An 18,653-nucleotide genomic window follows, 5' to 3' on the forward strand; every position below is an offset into this window, starting at 1 on the left:
TGATTCCAAAACATTGCGATCGCAAAATTTATCATAAATCAAAGGGTTTAAGACCCCAACAATACAGGTAGCGCGGAGTCGGAGCCACTCCGCCTTTGCGAAGTTACCCCTGCGGGATCTTGCTACAGTCGGGGTTTAAATCCCCGTCTGAAAATGTCTTTAATGCAATAATTTTGAATTGTTATCATCCTGTTGCATGACAAGTTTGTAACCAAATTCAAATGACGAATGGTGTATGACTCCATTCGCCAAAGACTATTCTTAAGCCACTCTCCAGATATCAAGTAGGCACAAGCTAAAAGCTAGTTAAATCTATTAAATGTTTGCTTGCTGCCGTTGATATAGTGACCAATACAAACCCTTTTGTTGCAACAACTCTGAGTGAGTACCACGTTCGGCAATCACACCTTGCTCCAATACCAAAATCAAATCAGCACGTTTAAGAGGAGCAAAGCGGTGAGCAATCAAGAAGACGGTACGGTTAGCAGAAATTTTTTGCAGGTTTTGCAATACTTGTTGTTCAGTTTCACTATCCAAAGCGCTGGTAGCTTCATCCAAAACTAAAATCGGCGCTTGGGAAAGAAATAGCCTTGCTAGGGCGATACGTTGTCTCTGTCCACCAGATAAAGCTGTACCGCGTTCACCAACATTGGTTTCGTAACCGTAAGGTAATTGACTGATGAAGTCGTGTGCTACTGCTAGTCTTGCCGCCTCTACTACTTGCTCTGCGGTAATGTCGGGAGTACCGAGAGTGATATTTTCCAAAATAGAACCGTTAAATAAAAAGTCTTCTTGGAGAACTACACTAACTTGTTGCCGCAGTGAGGCTAAATCTGCACTTTTTATATCAAAACCATCAATAAGAATGCGTCCTGATTCAATTTGATAAAGGCGTTGCAATAGTTTAGACAGGGTACTTTTACCAGAACCACTGCGTCCGACAATGCCAACAAATTGCCCTGGTTCGGCATTAAAAGAGATTCCCCGCAGAATTGCTTCAAAGTTTGGCCGGTAGCGGAAAAATACTTGCTCGAAGGTGACTTGTCCTTTAAGCGGTGGTAAAACTAAACCAGTTCCTAGTTCAGCTTCTGGGGAGACGTTGAGAATATCACCAATGCGATCTACAGAAAGTAGCACTTGTTGAAGGTTTTGCCACAACTGTACTAAGCGCAAAAGCGGGCCTGTGACTCTACCAGACAGCATTTGAAATGCAACTAGCTGCCCGATTGTGAGCTTTTGGTCGATGACTAACTTGGCACCAAACCAGAGAATCAGCATGGTGGACAAATTGGTGAGAAAGTCACCGATGTTGCTGCTGATATTGGAGGTGGTAGAAGCTTTAAAACCTGTGCGAATGAAGCGAGCAAATAAGCCTTCCCAGCGATCGCGGGCTACTGGTTCGGCTGCATGGGCTTTAACGGAGTGAATTCCTGTAATTGTCTCGACTAAAAACGATTGACTATCGGCACTCCGATTAAAAGTTTCGTTGAGCCAGTTACGCAGAATTGGGGTTGCAACTATCGTCAATGTGGCAAATAGCGGCAGTACTGCTAAGGCGACAAAGGTGAGTGGGACATTATAGTAAAACATCAATGCCAGGTAAACCACAGCAAAGATGCTATCTAGAATTACAGTTAATGCTGTACCTGTGAGAAACTGACGAATTTGTTCGAGTTCTTGGACTCGTGCGATTGTGTCTCCAACGCGCCGCGACTCAAAATAAGCTAATGGCAGACGCATCAGATGGCGAAATAGCTGTGCTGATAAACTTAAATCCAGACGACGAGCTGTATGGGTAAAGATGAATAGGCGCAGAATGCCTAGTATGGACTCAAATATGGCTACGCATAAAAGTGCGATCGCCATGACATCAAGAGTCGGCAAACTCCCCTGCACCATCACTTTATCAATGACGACTTGCGTAATTAGCGGTGTTGTTAACCCCAAAAGCTGCAAGGTAAAAGATGCTAACAATACTTCTGTGAGCAATCCCTTATACTTCCAAACCGCTGGGGTAAACCAACTGAGGTTAAATTTTTCTTGCTGGGATATGAGTTCTACTTGCCATAGTTGTCCATCCCAAGATGCCTCAACTATCGACTGCGGCAAGGTTTCACAACTCCGTTCGGGATTGAGAGGGTTAGCGATAATTAAGCGATCGCCTTTAACTCCATAAGCCACCACCCAGGATGGACTCTGGGGTGAGTCAGAATTCCACAGCAATAAAGCTGGAAATGACAGCTGTCGCAATTCACCCCAACTCACTCGTAACCGCCGCAACACTAACCCTAACTTTTCTGCTGCTTCTACAACCTGTTTTGGGCGTTGTCCTCGGAGTTGGCGCTGCACCCATTCCAGTTGCACAGAATTTTCTAACTGTTGCGCCACCATTGTTAAACAGGCAGCAGCAGTGTTCCAGCTGGCAACAAACGGATAATTTGAAATGATTAGATTGGCGGCTGGGAGTCCTCTTTGGGGTTGGAGGCTGTGGGGGCTGGAAGTCCCGTCTGAGGCTGATGTTACTGAAGGACTGGCAGAGAAGGAAAATGTCTCCCTTTGTTCCTCCATATCCACTGGTAACACTTGCCAAAATTCCTGAATTTGTGGGTGAGAAAATTCTTTCCACAGTGCAGTATCCCAACAAACTACTACCACTTCTTTACTAGCAGCTACAGCTTTAAAATCCGCAGACAGCTTTTGGAAGTCGCCAAACCAATCCCCCGCATCTAGGGCTGCTATTGGTTTGCCAATCCCTTCTTCTCGCAAGCGGACTTTCCCAGCCACAATTAAGAATTGATAACCGCCGACATCGTTTGACCAGATTTTTTCTCCAAGACGATACTGACGGGTTTGGCACTCATTTTCCAATCGGGATTGTTGTTCGGGAGTCAACCAGCATAGTGGTGGTTGATTCCAAGGCAAAGAAGCTAGCACTTTTAATCGTAAAGATTCATTATCCAGAATTTTTAACTCACTTGTAACTTGACTGTCAGTTTTTGAATTTTCTCTGCTAGCCATTTCTCAAACAACTCATTTTGTAGTGCTTGCTGTAGTTGAGTATCTTCTAAAGACGCTGGCAGAAATTGTTCTACTCGAAACAAACCATAAGGTCCTTCTCCCTGGGGAGAGTCTTTGCCAACGATTTCTATTGGTCCTACCAATTGTCCGGGACTAGCCACATCAATAGCTGCCCGTAATATATCCGGCATAGTGCCTCGGCTGACGATTCCCATCATGCCGTTCACAATTCGGTCATCTGAAAGTGAATACTCTTTAGCTAGTTGCTCAAAACTACCTCCTTCTTCTATTTGGGTTTGGAGTTCATCTGCCAATTCTCGATTATCAACAACAATCCGGGAAAGTACTACCCGATCCAAAAAAAGTTTGCGCTCAATAAAATATTCTTGGAGTTTTGTTTCCGTCACTACAGCTTTCAGTTTTTCTAACTTGTAACCAAAAGTAACCGATGTGTGAAAGGTCGCGTAATCTGTGTTATTTGTCTTTAACCATTCTTGAAAACTTTGGGGATCAGTCAGTTGATTTTTCAGCCGAAAGTCAATAATTGACTGTTCAGTTATTGCGGTGCCAATTTCAATATCGTCTCGGTTTTGGATTTCCGCCTCAATTACGTACTGGCGGAGAATATCCCCAATGAACTGTCCCAATTTTCCAGAGGCTTGCAGGTATTTTACTGCTGACTCAATAGAGATTATTTGGTCATCAATTGTCAAAAATGATAAAGATTCCATGAACTAATTATGTGAAAATGGTTAAACACTTATTAGGACTTTTAAATTAAATCATATAGAAATCATCTGGTTGTTGATGGATAAATATGATAAAGATTCCATGAATTAATTACATCTAAATGGTCAAAAAATTATATAGCTAGTAAATAATATAATTTGCCATAATCACTTTTACAGTCTAGTGGGGACAAAACAGGATTGAAAATATCAGCGGTAGTGCAGTAGTAAGGCAGATTGCTTATTTTCTCTTAATGCCCTTCAGGAGTGGTGTTAGCGGATAGCTAGGGTTTAGCCCGTGCTGTTAGCCCAATTGTTTTGCTCAATGCCCCACTTAAATGAGTAATTGTTTATTCTCATCAGTCTACTTAATGAAACTTATCCATGTCCAGGCAAGTAGCACAGATGCGATCGCACCGATTAATGTATTAAAAATGTTTACCACTTCATTGGTCAGCCAGGTATACTTAGATTGCAGTGTTGCCCCAATCACACTTTCTAAGTTGGTGGCAATAAATGCTGCCAGCACACACCAAGCGACTCCTAATAGATCAATTAAACCAACTCCCCAACCAACAAATGCGATCGCAACAGAAGCCACAATCCCAGCTAAAGTTCCCTCCAAGCTTACCGCCCCTTCTGTACCCCGTGGCACTGGTTGGAATGTGGTAATCAAAAAGGTGCTTTTACCATAAGCTTTACCGACTTCGCTGGCAGTGGTGTCAGCCAACTTGGTACTGAAACTCGCTACATAGGCTAACAATAATAGGGACTGGGGAATAGGTACAAGGAATCCCGAATTTATGATTCCTACTCCCAAGGCACACAGCGCCCCAGTTAAAGCCGAACCCCAAACATTTTCTGGGCCTCTTGCACCAGAACGCTTTTCGGCAATTCCTTCTGCTTCCTTCTGCGCCATACCGATGCGGGTAACGCCAGAACCAACCAAAAAATAGAACATTACTACTGCATATCCTTGCCAGCCTAGAGTTACCCAAATTAAGATGGCCAGGAACCAGGCATGGAATAATCCAGCAGGGGTAAGTAGCTTTTTCGGTGCAATCCAAGCTAAACCCAATAAAATTGTGTTTAATCCTACTGCTACTAACCAGGGATTTACAGAATCAATTAAGGATGACATCAGCAATTAATCATGAGTAATTTTGTCTGAATATCAACAGAATAACGAATTTGTCATGCTTAGTGCTTTATTTCTGAAATTTCTCCAATTCAAGTAATATGTTTGTATTATTAAATGAATAGCTTAGAGGTTGTTTGAAAAGTCCTCTTGTCGGTATCAAAACATTTTAGATCCCCCTAAATCCCCCGAGAAATTGGGGGACTTTGAGAGAGGTTGCCCCCCTTTTTAAGGGGGGTTAGGGGGGATCAAAGTGCCTAAAATCACAGCCAAATACTTTTCAAACATCCTCTTAGGCATCGCCCTGAAAGCTGAGTATAAAACTACAAACATCCTCTTAGATATACACTGCAATATTGACTAAAGAAGGTGGATTAAACAAAATGCAAAACTTCTGTTTAGTTGGGTGGACTCTTCCGATAAAGGATATAAGTTAATGTCAATAAAAACTGTGTTTAAGTTAACCACAATCAAAACTTAACAGCATAAATTGTAGATAGCATCAACTACTAGTCTTTTTCACACAAGCTATGAGCCAAACTTTATTCCATCTGGCTTTCCCTGTGACTGACATTGCCCAAACAAAAGCGTATTACGTAGATGGCTTGGGCTGCATTCCTGGTCGTGAAAACCACCATGCCCTGATTCTCAATCTCTACGGTCATCAACTAGTGGCTCACGTCACCAAAGAACTCTTGACACCGCAACACACTATCTATCCCAGACACTTTGGGCTAATTTTTACCCAAGAACGTGACTGGCAAGACTTACTAGAAAGGGCACAACAGCAACAACTACTTTTTCGGGAAGGAACCAAAAATCGCTTTGTAGGTTCTCCTCTTGAGCATCGCACTTTCTTTTTAGAAGATCCTTTTTATAACCTCATGGAGTTCAAGTATTATCGTCACCCAGAGGCGATTTTTGGGAGTTACGAACATACACAAATTGGGGATAGAACTTAAAAAATTAAAAATTAAAAATCAAGTAATGCAAGCGTAAGAAGCATCCTGGTTACTGACTGGATTTTTTATTCAGCAAGGGTAGCTTAATAGGCTTTGCTAAAGCTGCTGTGACTACCGTTAAACTCCTGGGGTCTGTCAGCATCCAAGGGTGTAGAGCAACTGGTACTATTACTTGGCTTCCTACGGCCATTTGTGAACTATTCGCTGGGACAATCATTAAATCATAAGGTGTCCAGATAGACGTAAAATCTAGCTGCCCCAACATTACAACATCTGAATTTAAATCCTTGAGAAAAATGTTGTCAGGGCGCATTTGTAGGCAACCAGGACGCCAGGAACCATAAGCAACCACAGTTCCATAATGGGGCGAAGAGATCGTGATAAACCGCTGCACGCGGTTAATTCCTCCCAATCGCTGAACATAGTAACGGCTGACAATTCCTCCCATGCTAAAGCCGATTAAATCTAGGCGTTGTTCTGGTGCAAAGGTGGCTGTAACATAATCGGCTACTTGTTTTGCCAATTCATCAAGACCCACATCACCATTATTAGGAACTAGATTCAGGCTATATACAGACCAACCCTGTTGTATGAGGTATGCCCTCATTCTATGGAAAACTGCCTCTGTGTCGTCAATGCCGTGTATTAACAAAACGGGATTGCGTTGTTGATTTTCAATGTTCATTTACAAAATCTGGCTGAATTAAAGGATGTATTTCACTTTTGTAGGTACATACTGCTCTACAAACTGAAGTTATTGCTTTTCAGATTCTTTAAAAGATATTTTTGCAAACAAAACGGAAATGCTTCCAAAAATAGTTTGTATAAAATTTAACTAATTAATCTCGTTATCTGCCAATAGGCTATGACACTACTCCCACTGGTTGAGAGTAAACTGCTTGCTTAATTTCAATTAAATATTTACTAAACAAAGAAATGTTAATTATTATAAAGCTTGCTTTCAGAATCTTGCTCTTAGTTACAGTAAAATTTAATAATTAGTTCTCGGTGTATTCAGGTTGCAAATGCTTGCAATAGAACATTTGTCCTGTAGTTTTACTACAATGTTAATTAAGCACAAACCTATAAGGGTTGTCACCAGAATGGGGTGGCGCAAAGCAGAAAATGTAACATTTTGACGTAATTTTTAACAATTACGGTCGAGTTTCAAATATAAAAGGTAAAAGGCAGGAGTAATTGTAATGGATTTTATCAAAAAGTTAATTTCGGGTATTCAGGGTTTTCTTGGCGGTATTCTAGGTTTTGTTACCGGACTGTTACCAGGGAAGAAGAAAAGCAACGGCTACTTCTTAGAATTGGACGAAGCCAAAGATGCTGCTAAAGATGCTGCTAAAGAGGTAGCATCGAACGCGAAGAAAGTAGCAGAGACAGTTACATCGACAGTTGCATCGAATGCTAAGAAAGTAGCACAGACAATTACATCAGAAGCACCAACTCCATCTAAATCAGATTCGTTGAATGGAACAAAAACCGCTGCTGCTAAGGCTAAGGCTAAGGAAAAATCAGGTAAAAATCCCAAACCAGCCGACGTTCAACTAGTCCAGACTGCTGAGGGTCTTAGAGTTGAACCGGGCAAAAATGCAAAAGCCGCAGCAGCCAAAGTACTCAAAGAGCAGCCAACTGAAACAACCTTTGCGCCAAAATATCTTGCTCCTTCGACTACTAGCTCTAATGGTCGTCGCCGTCCAGGAGCGAATATGAGTGCTTATCTAGATATGGCACGTCAGATTAAAACCCCTAAGAATTAATTAATTTGTAGAGACCGTAAATTTACGGTCTCTACAAGTTAAGCCTGAAGATGCAAGGTTAAGATAACTTTGCCAGTTGTAGATGGGGGAACTCTCCAAAGTAGGAGCGATCGCTTAATTTTCTCCACTACAACTGCATCTTTTAGGGTTGAGGTTTCCTCATCCAAAACTACCCGTTCTACCCGACCTTTGTTGACGGTGAACTCAAAGACGATTTCACCATTGAAGCCGGAAGGAAAGTTTAGTTGTTGAAGGTGTTGGGTTAAGTCAGCAATTTCTGTTTCATCCAAGCCAGTAGCGCTGATCACCTCTAACTGATGGTTGATGGCTGCGTCTAATATTTCACCTTCTTGCATCGACTCGGAATCAAAGCTCAAAGATATCTCGACTTCTTTGGCTACTGGAGATTGTGGCGATCGCCTTTGCCGGAGAAAATCTGGAACGTTTTCTGAGGCTGGCGCTGATAACTTTGATAATTTCATTTGAGGCGCAAAACCACCAGCCGGAGCATTGCCAAACACTCCTTGGTAACTAACTGCTTCAGGCATTTCCACTGGCACTTGCATAGACAAGTATTCGCTTCCTGGTTCAACTCGCACGTCATCGCTGACAGCAACAAAAGCGGTGTATTGAGAAAGCAGTTGATAAGTTAAGGCGGTTTCTGTAACTGCTTCTACACCAGCTTTTGTTTCAAAGCTCACCATTTGATTCATCAAATCTTTGATGCAAGCACGTCCCCATAACTGCGCTACAGCAAGATTTCCTGTTTCCTCAAATATGAGGTTAAACGTTTTTTCGTAGTGTTTACCGCCCGCAGCAATGCCGGAGATTTGCAGATTACCGCCGACTCTATCCTGTTTGCGACCAAATAAAACTAATGGTTGTGCGGTGAATAAATCAGGCGCTATGGCTGGGTAAATCACAGGCGATTCTGTGTCACCATGCCAAGAGATTTGAATATTTGTGAGGACGGGATTGTTGATTTGCCTGTAAAACTTTTCGGCAACTTCTTCTGTGGGTTCATCATGACGAATAATTTTGGATATTCCCCGGCCAATTTCGGCGATGCGATTCAGTAAAAAACGGTTAACTGAACTACCAGCACCGAAACTGTAAAGGCGATTTCCTGGTTGTAGGTGCTGTTGTACCTCTGCCAAAATCTCATTTTCGTTGCCGATATAGCCATCGGTTAAGAGTACAACGCTGCGTAATCTTCCGGTTGGTGTGGGGAAATTTATGGCTGTACGAATGCCACTGAGCATTTCTGTACTGCCATCAGCTCGTAAATTATTAATATAAGCGATCGCTTGGGCACGATTTTCTGATGTATTCGGCAGAGGTGTTGGCGATAACTGTCTGACTCTATCGGAAAAATCGATAATTGTGAAAGTATCGTTGGGATTCAACGCATTGATAAATCGCCGCATCAATTCCTGACACTTTTGCAACGGATCGCCAGATTGGGAACCGGAAGTATCCACCAAAAATACGACATCTTTGGGGACAATCTCATCAGTGGAATATTCCAAAGCTGGAATCAGGTATATTGCAAAATGTCCGCCGCGATCGTCGGCTTGGGTTAATACTGTGGATTGAGTTTCTTTACCAGAAACTTGATAGCGGAGAATTAAATCTTTGTTGGGAATTGTATCTTCTCCGGCTAATTGAATCCGCACAATTTGACCTGAGTGTTCAATTTTTAATTGATGAGAAGGAGAACGCACTTCAGAAATTGGCAAACCTGCATCAATTTCGACTGTGACATTAATATTGTGACGCGATCGCGTTCCCTCCAACACTACAGGCGGTGTAATGCGAGAAGCATCAGGAACTCTGTCTGTGTCACCGCTACCATCTATTGGCGTTCCCGGAATATATCTTGGCCCTACAACCATTGGGAAAACAAATTCGTAGTTTCCCGCCTCAAATTTTAAACTTTCGGTGTAACGAATTGTGACATCAATTTGTTCACCAGGTTTGATGTTAGCCAGAGATTGGGTAAAAATGTTGTCTCGTTGCTGTTCTAGAAGTGCGGCGGTGCGTCCTTCTTGTTTTGCTTTTTCATAGATTTGTTGCGCTTCTTCACGTTTTTTAATATTCCCTTTGATAATGCGATCGCCTATTTTGATTTCCATGTCATCCACCGCCGCCTCATCAGGTAATGGAAAGATATAGACTGCTTCTAAAGGCTGCGTAAAGGGATTTTCAAAGCTTTGGATCACCTCAACTCGTGACAAGTTACCTGCAATTTTTGCGATAACTTCCGTATGCTTGAGCGGAAAAACTAGTTGTTCTCCTTGAGGGGATTGGACGTACAAACCCCCTAGCTGTTGGTTTTTAGCACTTACTGTATTCATAGATTTGATAGCTTGCTTTGTGTGGAATATCAACCTAGACTAAAGATGCTGAGATTTTTTCAAAAATTAAATATGAATTATTTAACAAACACCAGTCCACTATATAAATGAAAAGCTGAGTCCCAATTAGTCTGTTCCCTACGAAACAAATCAATGTGAGACTTGATATGACTTAGCATTTCTGTTTGATCTAATGTTGTATCTGCAAAAGACGTGAAATCTGACCAGATTTTGACTTGAGGCAGTTGCTGGTCAATCCAACTCGATAAACTATTCCAATTAATTCTGATTGTATTTTGGCTAGCTTGGGTAATAATTTCTAAACCTTGCCGGAATTCATAGCCGTTATCATAAAATCGGAGAATGCAACGTCTACCAGGTATGTGTAAATCACAAAACTGAGCATAGTCTTGTGTTTGAGTTTTCCATTCAAGTTTACGGCGGGCATCAACATCTACAACTTTTTCAAAAATGGGCAAAAGTCCCACTACTCTTGCTGTGACTTCTGACCAGTCAAAGGTGAGAGAACCTAGTTGATTTACCTGGTTACGACAAACAATAGTAGCTTGTGGGGTAGATGCTTGGAAATATTTGACTTGATAAACTTGAATTTGCTGAATTTGAACTATTGTTGCCCAAAAGCAAGGAATACCAGCCTGCTGTAGCTGTTTGCCATAAAATTTTAGTTCTCCTACTTGGCCAGTGCGGTACAACCTCCAGCCACGACTTGGGAGTATCAGCCTTGCAGTATAGGGGTCTAGCTGCATAATCTGGGCGAATTTTCGAGACGCTTCTGTTTTCAGTTCGTTACTGAGTGGCTCTAAAACTAGTACGCCAAGTTCGGTGTTATTCGGTTGGGCCGTTGCTTGGGAAATAGCTCTTTGTCTTTCTTCTAGCTCCATTTCTTGTAGGCGTCGTAAACCTTGACGTGCGAGCGTCACTATTTTGGTACTTCTTGTATCTCGCAGCAGTTGCCGATAAATTTTTTCTGCATCTTGGCGCTTTTCAGATACTTCATGTAACCGACCAACATAATATTGTACCCAAGGATTTTCGGGCGATTCTTTTTGTAGCTGTTTGAGTAATTTAGCAGCTGTTTGATAGTCTTTATGCTCAAAAGCGATCGCAACTTGCTCAATCATCACTTACTTTCAATACACGCTGGAGTGATGTCTCACGCAAAAGTTATTTTGCGTGAGCTATAAATCATTTATACTTCACAACTTGCGGTAATCAAGGATAATGCTACTACTGGGGCTGTAACTGCTCTCAGAATGCGGCGACCAAGGGAAACAGGTTGAAATCCAACTGACTTCGCATTCTCAATTTCTGCTGTTGTCCATCCCCCTTCTGGCCCAGTAGCAATGACAATCTCCTTAGAGATGCTATTCAGCACTTTGTTTAAATGGGGATACTCTCCACGAGCCTCACAAATGTAACGGTGACTTGTCTGATTAGCGGTGACAGCAGTATTAAAAGCAACAGGTTCTAAAATTGTCGGCACGAATGAGCGCTCTGATTGCTCGGCGGCTTCCGCAGCGATGCGCCGCCAGCGTTCGAGTTTTTGAGGACTAGGATAAAGCAAAGTGCGATCGCTCAACACTGGTGCAATACAACTTACTCCCAACTCTGTACAACACCGCACCACTTCATCAAATCCATTGCCTTTAGGCAACGCCACCATCAGCGTAATCGATACAGGTAATTCAGTTTCTACTAAAAGCGGTTCTAAAACCTGGGCTTGTCCCCCTGCAAGCTGCGCTAACCACCATTTCCCCATACCATCCATTGCAATAAAGCGATCGCCTTCACGCAAGCGCAACACCCGCCCTAAATAATGCTGTTGTTCTTTTGTGAGTAAAATTTGACCTTGCTGGAGTTGGTCAGGTGCGATCGCAATTCTTTGCAGTTGAGACATGGGATTTTGGAATTTCAAGAATATCAAATCAAAGATGGACACAGATAAATCCATCTGTGTCCATTCACGGTTTAATTATTTATTCAGCTTACGAAAGATTCTGGAAGTAAGCCTCTAGCGCTTCAGTTACCAACTGAGTCATCGGCTTACCTTGACTTTCTGCTACTTCCTTCAACTTGCTATAAACCTCTTCTTTCAAATTGACCCGATGGCGCGATTTGTTTGCACCATTGGCTGTTTGGGGTTCGTAAGTGCTAACAAATTCGCGGATGGCATCAAAACCAACGCGATCGCAAAAATCACCAAAGCTTTCCTTCGATTTCCGAGATTTCTTAAAGTAAACAAAAATCGGCTCTAAGAAGCTTTCCAAGTCATTATGGTGCAGCTTTTCTGTGTAAGGTTGCGCCAGTCGAGTCTGATTTGGCGAACCCCCTAACCATAATTGGTAAGATTCTGGAGCGCTACCAACAAAGGCCAATTCTGCTAAGTAGGGACGAGCGCAACCATTGGGGCATCCTGTCATCCTTACCACAAAATGCTCTTTTTGTAAACCTAATTTATCTAGCAGAGCGCGAATCCGCTCCAAAATGCCTGGTATTGCCCGTTCTGATTCCGTGATTGCTAAACCGCAAGTGGGTAAAGCCGGACAAGCCATTGCATACCGCACTAAAGGTTCGATTTTAGTAGGGTCGTCTCCGACACCGTGACGGCTGAGAATGTCTTGAATGCCTTCTTTGCTATCTGGTTCGATATCGTAAAAAATCACGTTATGGTTGGATGTCAGGCGGATGGGTAAGTTAAACTGCTCGACAATTTCCCGCAAGGCGGTTTTCAGTTGAAACGAACCTTCATCCTTGATTCGACCATTGTCAATGGAAATTCCTAAGAATAGCTTGCCATCACCTTGTTCATTCCAGCCGAGGAAGTCGTGATATTTAAAGTCTGGTAGTGGTTTGAAGGCTTCGACTGGTTTACCGAAATATTCTTCAACTTGGGTACGGAATTTATCTACACCCCAATCGTTGATTAGATATTTTAATCTGGCATGACGACGATCGGTGCGATCGCCATAATCTCTCTGAGTAGCAACAATCGCTTTCACTATGTCGTAAACGTCATCCTTCGCCACATAACCAATGGGATCTGCTAACCTAGCGAAAGTTTCTTCTTTACCGTGGGTTCTACCTAAACCACCACCAGCAAAAATATTAAATCCTTCCAGTTGTTTCTTTTTATTGGTAATTACTACCAACGTCAGGTCTTGGGAATACAAATCTACCGAATTATCCCCTGGCACAGTCACGCAAATTTTGAACTTGCGCGGCATATAGTACGTGCCATAAATCGGTTCTTCGTTGTCATGGATGATTGTGCCATTCCCGTTGCGCTGTCGTGCTGCCTTCACCTCTGGGTCTTCTTCTCTTCGAGACGCTGCGCGAACAGCACTAATTGCTTTTTCGCCATCTAACCAAATTTCGTAATAAGCACCCGTTTGTGCTGACAACAAATCAGCAATATTCTGGGCATACTCCCAAGCATACTGATACTCTGGGCGATTCTTAAAAGGGGCTGGTGGTGCCATCACGTTGCGGTTGATATCACCGCAAGCTCCCAAAGTCGAACCCAGGTTCTTGACAATCGTGGCAATTGCTGATTTAAGATTCTTCTTTAAAATACCGTGCAGTTGGAAACCTTGACGGGTAGTTGCTCGTAACGTGTGGTTGCCATACTCATCAGCTATTTTATCTAAAGCCAGATACAGCTGCGGCGGTACCAAACCACCCGGATTTTTTGTCCGCAGCATAAACTGGTAATCTTTTTCCTGTCCCTTGGTGCGGTTGTCGCGGTTATCCTGCTGGTAAGAACCGTGAAACTTCAAAAGCTGTACCGCATTTTCAGTAAAATGGGTAGTGTCTTGAAGGATCTCAGTTGCTACAGGTTCACGCAAAAAATTACTATTTTCCTTGATCCCTTCTACTTTGGAAGGCTTACGGCTAGCGATGGGGGAAGGGGCAGATTTAACCATTAGACTTGTATAGTATTCTCAATAAAGCATTAGTAGACGCCGAATCAGTACCCTTCGGCTACTTGATCCCCGGTAATCCGGCCGGAATAATGAGGAATATTTTAATTTTACCACGGCAAAAGCCGGCTTTATCAGTGATCTAACACTTAACAAAACCAGCTTTTTAGAGTAGTGAGTTTTGAGTGCTGTTAGCGGATAGCTATGGTTTAGCCCGTCCTGAGTACTTAAGTAAAGTATAGAGCGACAGAGGACTCAATAATCTTTTATTTGAAGCGATAGCCAATACCACCATTGATGCTAACAGCAGAAGCATCGCTATTTTGGTAGGCACCAAGTCCGACTTTGGCATTAGTGTAGACGAGGAAGTTGTTAGCAACTTCCGATTCAACACCAGCACCTACCACTACTGAATCCCGATTACCTATAGGAGTTGGTGAGCCATCTTTCTCTACAAAAGAATAACCACCAGTTAAATAGGCATTAGTTTTATTAGCGATGGGCACATCCACAGAAAGTTCTGGGATAATGGCACTTGTCTTATCACTCCAAAGGACATTACCGCGTGCAGAAAACGGCGTATTTCCCAACTTGACGCGGCCGGTGACATTACCACCAAAAGTGGCATCATCGTTGATACCTTGTCCGCCGCTGGTAACGCCAGCTGCAACGCCAGCACCAACATAGCTAGCATCAGTACCCTTTTTGGTTTCAGCAGAAGCTTGACCAGCTGATAGAACAAGAGGAGCAATTATTAAGGAAGACAATGCAGAAATTGTCATGAAAGACTTGAGTAAGCGTTTCATAATTTTTACCAAATTTTGTATTTTTTACTTGTATATTCCCAGTCGAAAATCGTCTGATAATGTTCCAAATAATTTCTAGATTTTATTAAATGAATGTTGCTATTAATGCATAATACTTGCAGGTTAATTATCCCTGAGAATAATAAATAAGCTGTTATAATTACATTCAATGTCTTCTCATCTGAGTTCTTTGTTCCAAAAATAGACGCTTTTAAAACTGGCACAATATTTGGAACTAAAACTAAGTCGGGATATGGTAAATAAAATACCCGAATAAGAATTTTTTGCCGAGCTTTTCACAGAGGATGAAAAAGTAGGCTGTAACATCTGTTGCAACAAGCTATCGAGGGAATCTATAAAGTTAATTTTGAGCAATTTTTGTGGAGATTGAATAATGCTAACCGCTGCAAAAACGTTGTCTGGTTTGATGGGTTTATGTGTCGGTGATGCGTTGGGTGTGCCGGTGGAGTTTACTAGCCGCGCTGAACGAGTAAAATCTCCAGTGACAACAATGCAGGGTTATGGCACATGGAATCAACCACCAGGAACTTGGTCAGATGACAGTTCGTTAAGCTTTTGCTTGGCAGAATGCCTTTGTAGGGGGTATTCTTTGGATGCTATAGCCAATTCCTTCTGGCGCTGGTACAAGGAGGCTTACTGGACTCCCCGTGGCGATGTCTTTGATATTGGTCAAACTACCCATACAGCAATTATGCGCCTGAAACAGGGAGTTGTTCCTCATCAGGCGGGTGGTAAGGTTGAAAATAGTAATGGCAATGGTTCGTTGATGAGAATCTTGCCGATGGCTTATTGTCACAGAAGCTTAACTTTGGGTGAATTGCTGGCGCGGGTGCATGATGTTTCAGCGATTACCCATGCTCATGCGCGATCGCAAATGGCCTGCGGCATTTATATTAGTATTGCAGTGGCGCTCTTGGAAGGGGCTGACCTCGAAACAGCTTATCTACAAGCATTACAAGACATCCAAACAATTTATTCTGTCCGAGAATTTTTGTTAGAGAAGCCGCATTTTGGCAGAATTTTCAGTGGTGAGATTGCCAAGTTACCAGTAGAAGAGATTAATTCTGGTGGCTATGTGATTGATACCTTAGAGTCGTCCCTGTGGTGTTTATTAAATAGCTCGTCTTATTCTGAGGCGGTACTGAAGGCTGTCAACTTAGGCGGAGATACGGATACTACCGCCGCCGTCACTGGTGGGTTAGCGGGAATTTACTATGGGGTGGAAAATATTCCTCAAAAATGGATGAACCAAATTGCTCGTAGACAAGACATTATTTACTTAGCAGAGCGTTTTACAAGGGCTGTCTATAGCTAGTTTGGAATTAGAAATTATACCAAGCGTTTGATAAGCGGCTTTTTGCAAGTAAAATCAGTTGTAGAAAAGTTTCATGCTGGTTGAACAATGCTAACCGCTGCAAAAACGTTGTCTGGTTTGATGGGTTTATGTGTTGGTGATGCCTTGGGTGTACCAGTGGAGTTCACCAGCCGCGCTGAACGAGTAAAATCTCCAGTCACGTCTATGCTGGGTTATGGAACTTGGGATGTTCCTGCTGGTACGTGGTCAGATGACAGTTCGCTGACCTTTTGTTTGGCAGAATGTCTTTGTGAGGGATTTTCACTGGATGCGATTGCTAATTCCTTCTGGCGCTGGTATCACGAAAGTTACTGGACTGCTCAAGGCGAAGTATTTGATATCGGTAACACCACATTTTTAGCAATTGTGAACTGGAAACAAGGAACTCCACCCGTGAAAGCAGGTGGTAGTAGTGAGAATAGTAATGGCAATGGTTCTTTGATGAGAATATTGCCACTGGCTTATTGTCACAAAAGTTTAACTCTGGATGAATTACTAGAGCGGGTGCATGATGTTTCAGCGATTACCCATGCTCATGCGCGATCGCAAATGGCCTGTGGCATTTATATTAGTATTGCAGTGGCGCTCTTGGAAGGGGCTGACCTCGAAACAGCTTATCTACAAGCATTACAAGACATCCAAACAATTTATTCTGTCCGAGAATTTTTGTTAGAGAAGCCGCATTTTGGCAGAATTTTCAGTGGTGAGATTGCCAAGTTACCAGTAGAAGAGATTAATTCTGGTGGCTATGTGATTGATACCTTAGAGTCGTCCCTGTGGTGTTTATTAAATAGCTCGTCTTATTCTGAGGCGGTACTGAAAGCTGTCAACTTAGGTGGAGATACCGATACTACCGCCGCCGTCACCGGTGGGTTAGCGGGAATTTACTATGGGGTGGAAAATATTCCTCAACAATGGTTCAACCAAATTGCTCGTAAACAAGACATTATTAACTTGGCAACTCGTTTTGAAGCAGCTGTTTACGCTTAGGAATATCCAAAAAACTGACAAAAAACTCTCTCTTCCTCATTCCTCTGTGTCGCGCCAGTTGCTTCTCCTGTCGGAGACGCTGCGCGAACAAGTCTCTTAACCGCAAGGGCGCACTGGCTTCTCTGTGTCTGGAGTGGTTCGTTTAATTTATTTCTTAGAAATCCCTTAGAGTTAGTAGTTGAGAGTAAAGAGTGAGGACTTATGAAAATCCTAAATCTTCACTCTTTACTTTTAACTTGCTGAGAAATCCACTGCAAGTAGGCTTGGGAACTAGCAACAATTGGTAAAGCAATAATTTCTGGCACTTCATAGGAATGCAGTTCCTTAATTTTGGCCTCCATTGCCGGAAATTGCGCCAAATCAGTTTTAATCAGTAATTGCCATTCTTGCTCTTTATGCAGTTCCCCTTGCCAAATGTAAATTGAGTGGATTGGTAACAGACTCACACAAGCAGCGAGTTTAGCTTCCACAAGGGCATTTGCAATTGCTTCTGCCTCCTGGATGTTGCCAGCTGTCACCAATACCACACCATAGCCAGCAGGTGTCTCCATGACTTCTAAACCGTCGTAGACAAGGAATAGACCTGACCATCAATTAGCAATCGTGTGATGCCCTTAGCTTGCAAATGAATCCGAGCCTTATGGAGCATTTTACTATCAGGAACTTTAATAACGCGATCGCGCTTCGTAGAAAAACGCTTGGCGACGCGATGGTTATCAAACACCGGCAGAGTTCTTTGCTGGGTTTCCAGGCTGGGAATTTGCCCCAAGTCACCAAAGTCCTTCAGAGGTCGGGTAATTAATTCCGAGGAACGGTCAATAACCAAATAGCAAGTTTTGGGCAAATTGGCTACCGACAGAGGTAAAACTTGAACTGATGCTTCACCTGGTTTTCTTTTTGTGACTAAGGGTCTTTGCTCATCCAGGTCATCATCATCAAAGTCTTCTTCCTCAAAGTCGTCATCTTCTAAATCATCATCTTCTAAATCATCCAAATCCTCCGATTCGTCTAGCAAATCTTCGCCCAGCATCTGCGCGATGACAGCTGCTCCTGGATGTTCATTCTTTAGCGGTGGGATAGGAATGCTGACTATTTCTGGCGGCTTTGGCTCTGGAGTTTCTAATTTCTCTGTGACTCGAAGCTTCGGTTTTTCCGACGCCGAGGGGCGTCGCCGCACTCGTCTACTAGCAGCAATTGACTCCGCCGTTTCCTCTGAGTAAAGTTCCTGCTCTACATGAATGACCCGACGCGGTAGTGGCTCAACCTTTGGCACTTCCAATGGTGGGCTTTCGCTGGGTGGAACTTCTATCTCTGGCTCTGGTTGAATCAGCAGCGGTAACTGCTCATAGCTTACCTGTGCCCTTCCTTCAGGAGTTCTCGCAGCCCGCTTTAAAGAGACTAAGTATTCATACTCATCCTCTGGCAAAGTGCTTTTGAGCAGACGACTAATTGTCGAGTTACTCACACCATAGCGGTCTGCCAAAGTTGAGGTTGTTTCGGCAGTCTCTCGATATAACTTCAGAATTTCTTGCTTGTCAGAGTCTGTTAATTTTCTCACGGTAGATACCA

15 protein-coding genes are annotated in these 18,653 nt (G+C 42.9%); 4 read left to right on the forward strand and 11 right to left on the reverse strand.

Annotated elements, in window-relative coordinates:
• Positions 1-315: 315 nt before the first annotated feature.
• The 3 genes from V7K62_RS11395 to V7K62_RS11405 all read right to left on the reverse strand — a co-directional run bounded on the left by V7K62_RS11395 (position 316) and on the right by V7K62_RS11405 (position 4,887).
• Positions 316-3,018: a type I secretion system permease/ATPase gene (locus V7K62_RS11395; RefSeq protein ID WP_334864032.1), complete on the reverse strand. Its 2,703-nt coding sequence runs from the start codon at positions 3,016-3,018 to the stop codon at positions 316-318.
• Positions 2,967-3,749, reverse strand: a complete 783-nt coding sequence (locus tag V7K62_RS11400) for a peptidylprolyl isomerase (RefSeq protein WP_334864034.1) — start codon at positions 3,747-3,749, stop codon at positions 2,967-2,969. Before V7K62_RS11400 ends, V7K62_RS11395 begins: the two co-directional genes overlap by 52 nt.
• 361 nt (positions 3,750-4,110) lie before the next feature.
• Positions 4,111-4,887 (reverse strand): TIGR00297 family protein, encoded by a 777-nt coding sequence (locus tag V7K62_RS11405; protein ID WP_334864035.1) that lies wholly within the window; start codon positions 4,885-4,887, stop codon positions 4,111-4,113.
• 527 nt (positions 4,888-5,414) lie between these two features.
• On the opposite strand from V7K62_RS11405, the gene V7K62_RS11410 reads away from it, so the two are divergent.
• Positions 5,415-5,846, forward strand: a complete 432-nt coding sequence (locus tag V7K62_RS11410) for a VOC family protein (RefSeq protein ID WP_334864036.1) — start codon at positions 5,415-5,417, stop codon at positions 5,844-5,846.
• 49 nt (positions 5,847-5,895) lie between these two features.
• Here the strand turns inward: V7K62_RS11410 and V7K62_RS11415 are convergent, their stop codons facing one another.
• Positions 5,896-6,531, reverse strand: a complete 636-nt coding sequence (locus V7K62_RS11415; protein WP_334864037.1) for an esterase/lipase family protein — start codon at positions 6,529-6,531, stop codon at positions 5,896-5,898.
• A gap of 517 nt (positions 6,532-7,048) precedes the next feature.
• Here V7K62_RS11415 and V7K62_RS11420 point away from each other — a divergent pair.
• On the forward strand, positions 7,049-7,615 hold the full coding sequence (locus V7K62_RS11420) for a hypothetical protein (protein WP_334864038.1): 567 nt from the start codon (positions 7,049-7,051) through the stop codon (positions 7,613-7,615).
• A gap of 38 nt (positions 7,616-7,653) precedes the next feature.
• On the opposite strand, the gene V7K62_RS11425 is transcribed toward V7K62_RS11420, so the two are convergent.
• The 5 genes from V7K62_RS11425 to V7K62_RS11445 form a co-directional block, all read right to left on the reverse strand.
• Positions 7,654-9,972 carry a VIT domain-containing protein gene (locus V7K62_RS11425; protein WP_334864039.1) on the reverse strand — a complete coding sequence of 773 codons (2,319 nt, stop codon included), beginning with the start codon at positions 9,970-9,972 and terminating at the stop codon, positions 7,654-7,656.
• 77 nt (positions 9,973-10,049) lie between these two features.
• Positions 10,050-11,114 (reverse strand): tetratricopeptide repeat protein, encoded by a 1,065-nt coding sequence (locus tag V7K62_RS11430; protein WP_334864040.1) that lies wholly within the window; start codon positions 11,112-11,114, stop codon positions 10,050-10,052.
• Between the two features lie 68 nt (positions 11,115-11,182).
• Positions 11,183-11,890 carry a 16S rRNA (uracil(1498)-N(3))-methyltransferase gene (locus tag V7K62_RS11435; RefSeq protein WP_334864123.1) on the reverse strand — a complete coding sequence of 236 codons (708 nt, stop codon included), beginning with the start codon at positions 11,888-11,890 and terminating at the stop codon, positions 11,183-11,185.
• A gap of 88 nt (positions 11,891-11,978) precedes the next feature.
• The gene (sir, locus tag V7K62_RS11440; protein ID WP_334864041.1) at positions 11,979-13,916 is read right to left on the reverse strand and encodes a sulfite reductase, ferredoxin dependent; all 1,938 of its coding nucleotides are present in this window, start codon (positions 13,914-13,916) and stop codon (positions 11,979-11,981) included.
• Between the two features lie 263 nt (positions 13,917-14,179).
• Positions 14,180-14,719, reverse strand: coding sequence for a hypothetical protein (locus V7K62_RS11445; protein ID WP_334864043.1), 540 nt, complete (start codon positions 14,717-14,719; stop codon positions 14,180-14,182).
• 394 nt (positions 14,720-15,113) lie between these two features.
• Here V7K62_RS11445 and V7K62_RS11450 point away from each other — a divergent pair, with 394 nt between their 5' ends.
• Together V7K62_RS11450 and V7K62_RS11455 are read left to right on the forward strand one after the other, a co-directional pair.
• Positions 15,114-16,055: an ADP-ribosylglycohydrolase family protein gene (locus tag V7K62_RS11450; protein WP_334864044.1), complete on the forward strand. Its 942-nt coding sequence runs from the start codon at positions 15,114-15,116 to the stop codon at positions 16,053-16,055.
• An 87-nt stretch (positions 16,056-16,142) separates the two neighbouring features.
• Positions 16,143-17,084 carry an ADP-ribosylglycohydrolase family protein gene (locus V7K62_RS11455; RefSeq protein ID WP_334864045.1) on the forward strand — a complete coding sequence of 314 codons (942 nt, stop codon included), beginning with the start codon at positions 16,143-16,145 and terminating at the stop codon, positions 17,082-17,084.
• Positions 17,085-17,302: 218 nt separating this feature from the next.
• On the opposite strand, the gene cutA is transcribed toward V7K62_RS11455, so the two are convergent.
• Both cutA and V7K62_RS11465 read right to left on the reverse strand, forming a co-directional pair.
• The gene (cutA, locus tag V7K62_RS11460; RefSeq protein WP_334864046.1) at positions 17,303-17,635 is read right to left on the reverse strand and encodes a divalent-cation tolerance protein CutA; all 333 of its coding nucleotides are present in this window, start codon (positions 17,633-17,635) and stop codon (positions 17,303-17,305) included.
• A gap of 5 nt (positions 17,636-17,640) precedes the next feature.
• Positions 17,641-18,642 carry a transposase gene (locus V7K62_RS11465; RefSeq protein ID WP_334864047.1) on the reverse strand — a complete coding sequence of 334 codons (1,002 nt, stop codon included), beginning with the start codon at positions 18,640-18,642 and terminating at the stop codon, positions 17,641-17,643.
• Between the last annotated feature and the right edge of the window lie 11 nt (positions 18,643-18,653).

The sequence above is a fragment of the Nostoc sp. genome, assembly GCF_036917935.1.
Lineage (GTDB): Bacteria > Cyanobacteriota > Cyanobacteriia > Cyanobacteriales > Nostocaceae > Nostoc.

What these genes read in the sequence shown, in the direction of transcription:
- V7K62_RS11415 (WP_334864037.1), bottom strand. Translation starts at nt 6,531, where the DNA reads ATGAACATTGAAAATCAACAACGCAATCCCGTTTTGTTAATACACGGC.
- cutA (WP_334864046.1), bottom strand. Translation starts at nt 17,635, where the DNA reads ATGGAGACACCTGCTGGCTATGGTGTGGTATTGGTGACAGCTGGCAAC.
- V7K62_RS11455 (WP_334864045.1), top strand. Translation starts at nt 16,143, where the DNA reads ATGCTAACCGCTGCAAAAACGTTGTCTGGTTTGATGGGTTTATGTGTT.
- V7K62_RS11430 (WP_334864040.1), bottom strand. Translation starts at nt 11,114, where the DNA reads ATGATTGAGCAAGTTGCGATCGCTTTTGAGCATAAAGACTATCAAACA.
- V7K62_RS11395 (WP_334864032.1), bottom strand. Translation starts at nt 3,018, where the DNA reads ATGGCTAGCAGAGAAAATTCAAAAACTGACAGTCAAGTTACAAGTGAG.
- V7K62_RS11400 (WP_334864034.1), bottom strand. Translation starts at nt 3,749, where the DNA reads ATGGAATCTTTATCATTTTTGACAATTGATGACCAAATAATCTCTATT.
- V7K62_RS11450 (WP_334864044.1), top strand. Translation starts at nt 15,114, where the DNA reads ATGCTAACCGCTGCAAAAACGTTGTCTGGTTTGATGGGTTTATGTGTC.
- V7K62_RS11425 (WP_334864039.1), bottom strand. Translation starts at nt 9,972, where the DNA reads ATGAATACAGTAAGTGCTAAAAACCAACAGCTAGGGGGTTTGTACGTC.
- sir (WP_334864041.1), bottom strand. Translation starts at nt 13,916, where the DNA reads ATGGTTAAATCTGCCCCTTCCCCCATCGCTAGCCGTAAGCCTTCCAAA.
- V7K62_RS11410 (WP_334864036.1), top strand. Translation starts at nt 5,415, where the DNA reads ATGAGCCAAACTTTATTCCATCTGGCTTTCCCTGTGACTGACATTGCC.
- V7K62_RS11445 (WP_334864043.1), bottom strand. Translation starts at nt 14,719, where the DNA reads ATGAAACGCTTACTCAAGTCTTTCATGACAATTTCTGCATTGTCTTCC.
- V7K62_RS11420 (WP_334864038.1), top strand. Translation starts at nt 7,049, where the DNA reads ATGGATTTTATCAAAAAGTTAATTTCGGGTATTCAGGGTTTTCTTGGC.
- V7K62_RS11435 (WP_334864123.1), bottom strand. Translation starts at nt 11,890, where the DNA reads ATGTCTCAACTGCAAAGAATTGCGATCGCACCTGACCAACTCCAGCAA.
- V7K62_RS11405 (WP_334864035.1), bottom strand. Translation starts at nt 4,887, where the DNA reads ATGTCATCCTTAATTGATTCTGTAAATCCCTGGTTAGTAGCAGTAGGA.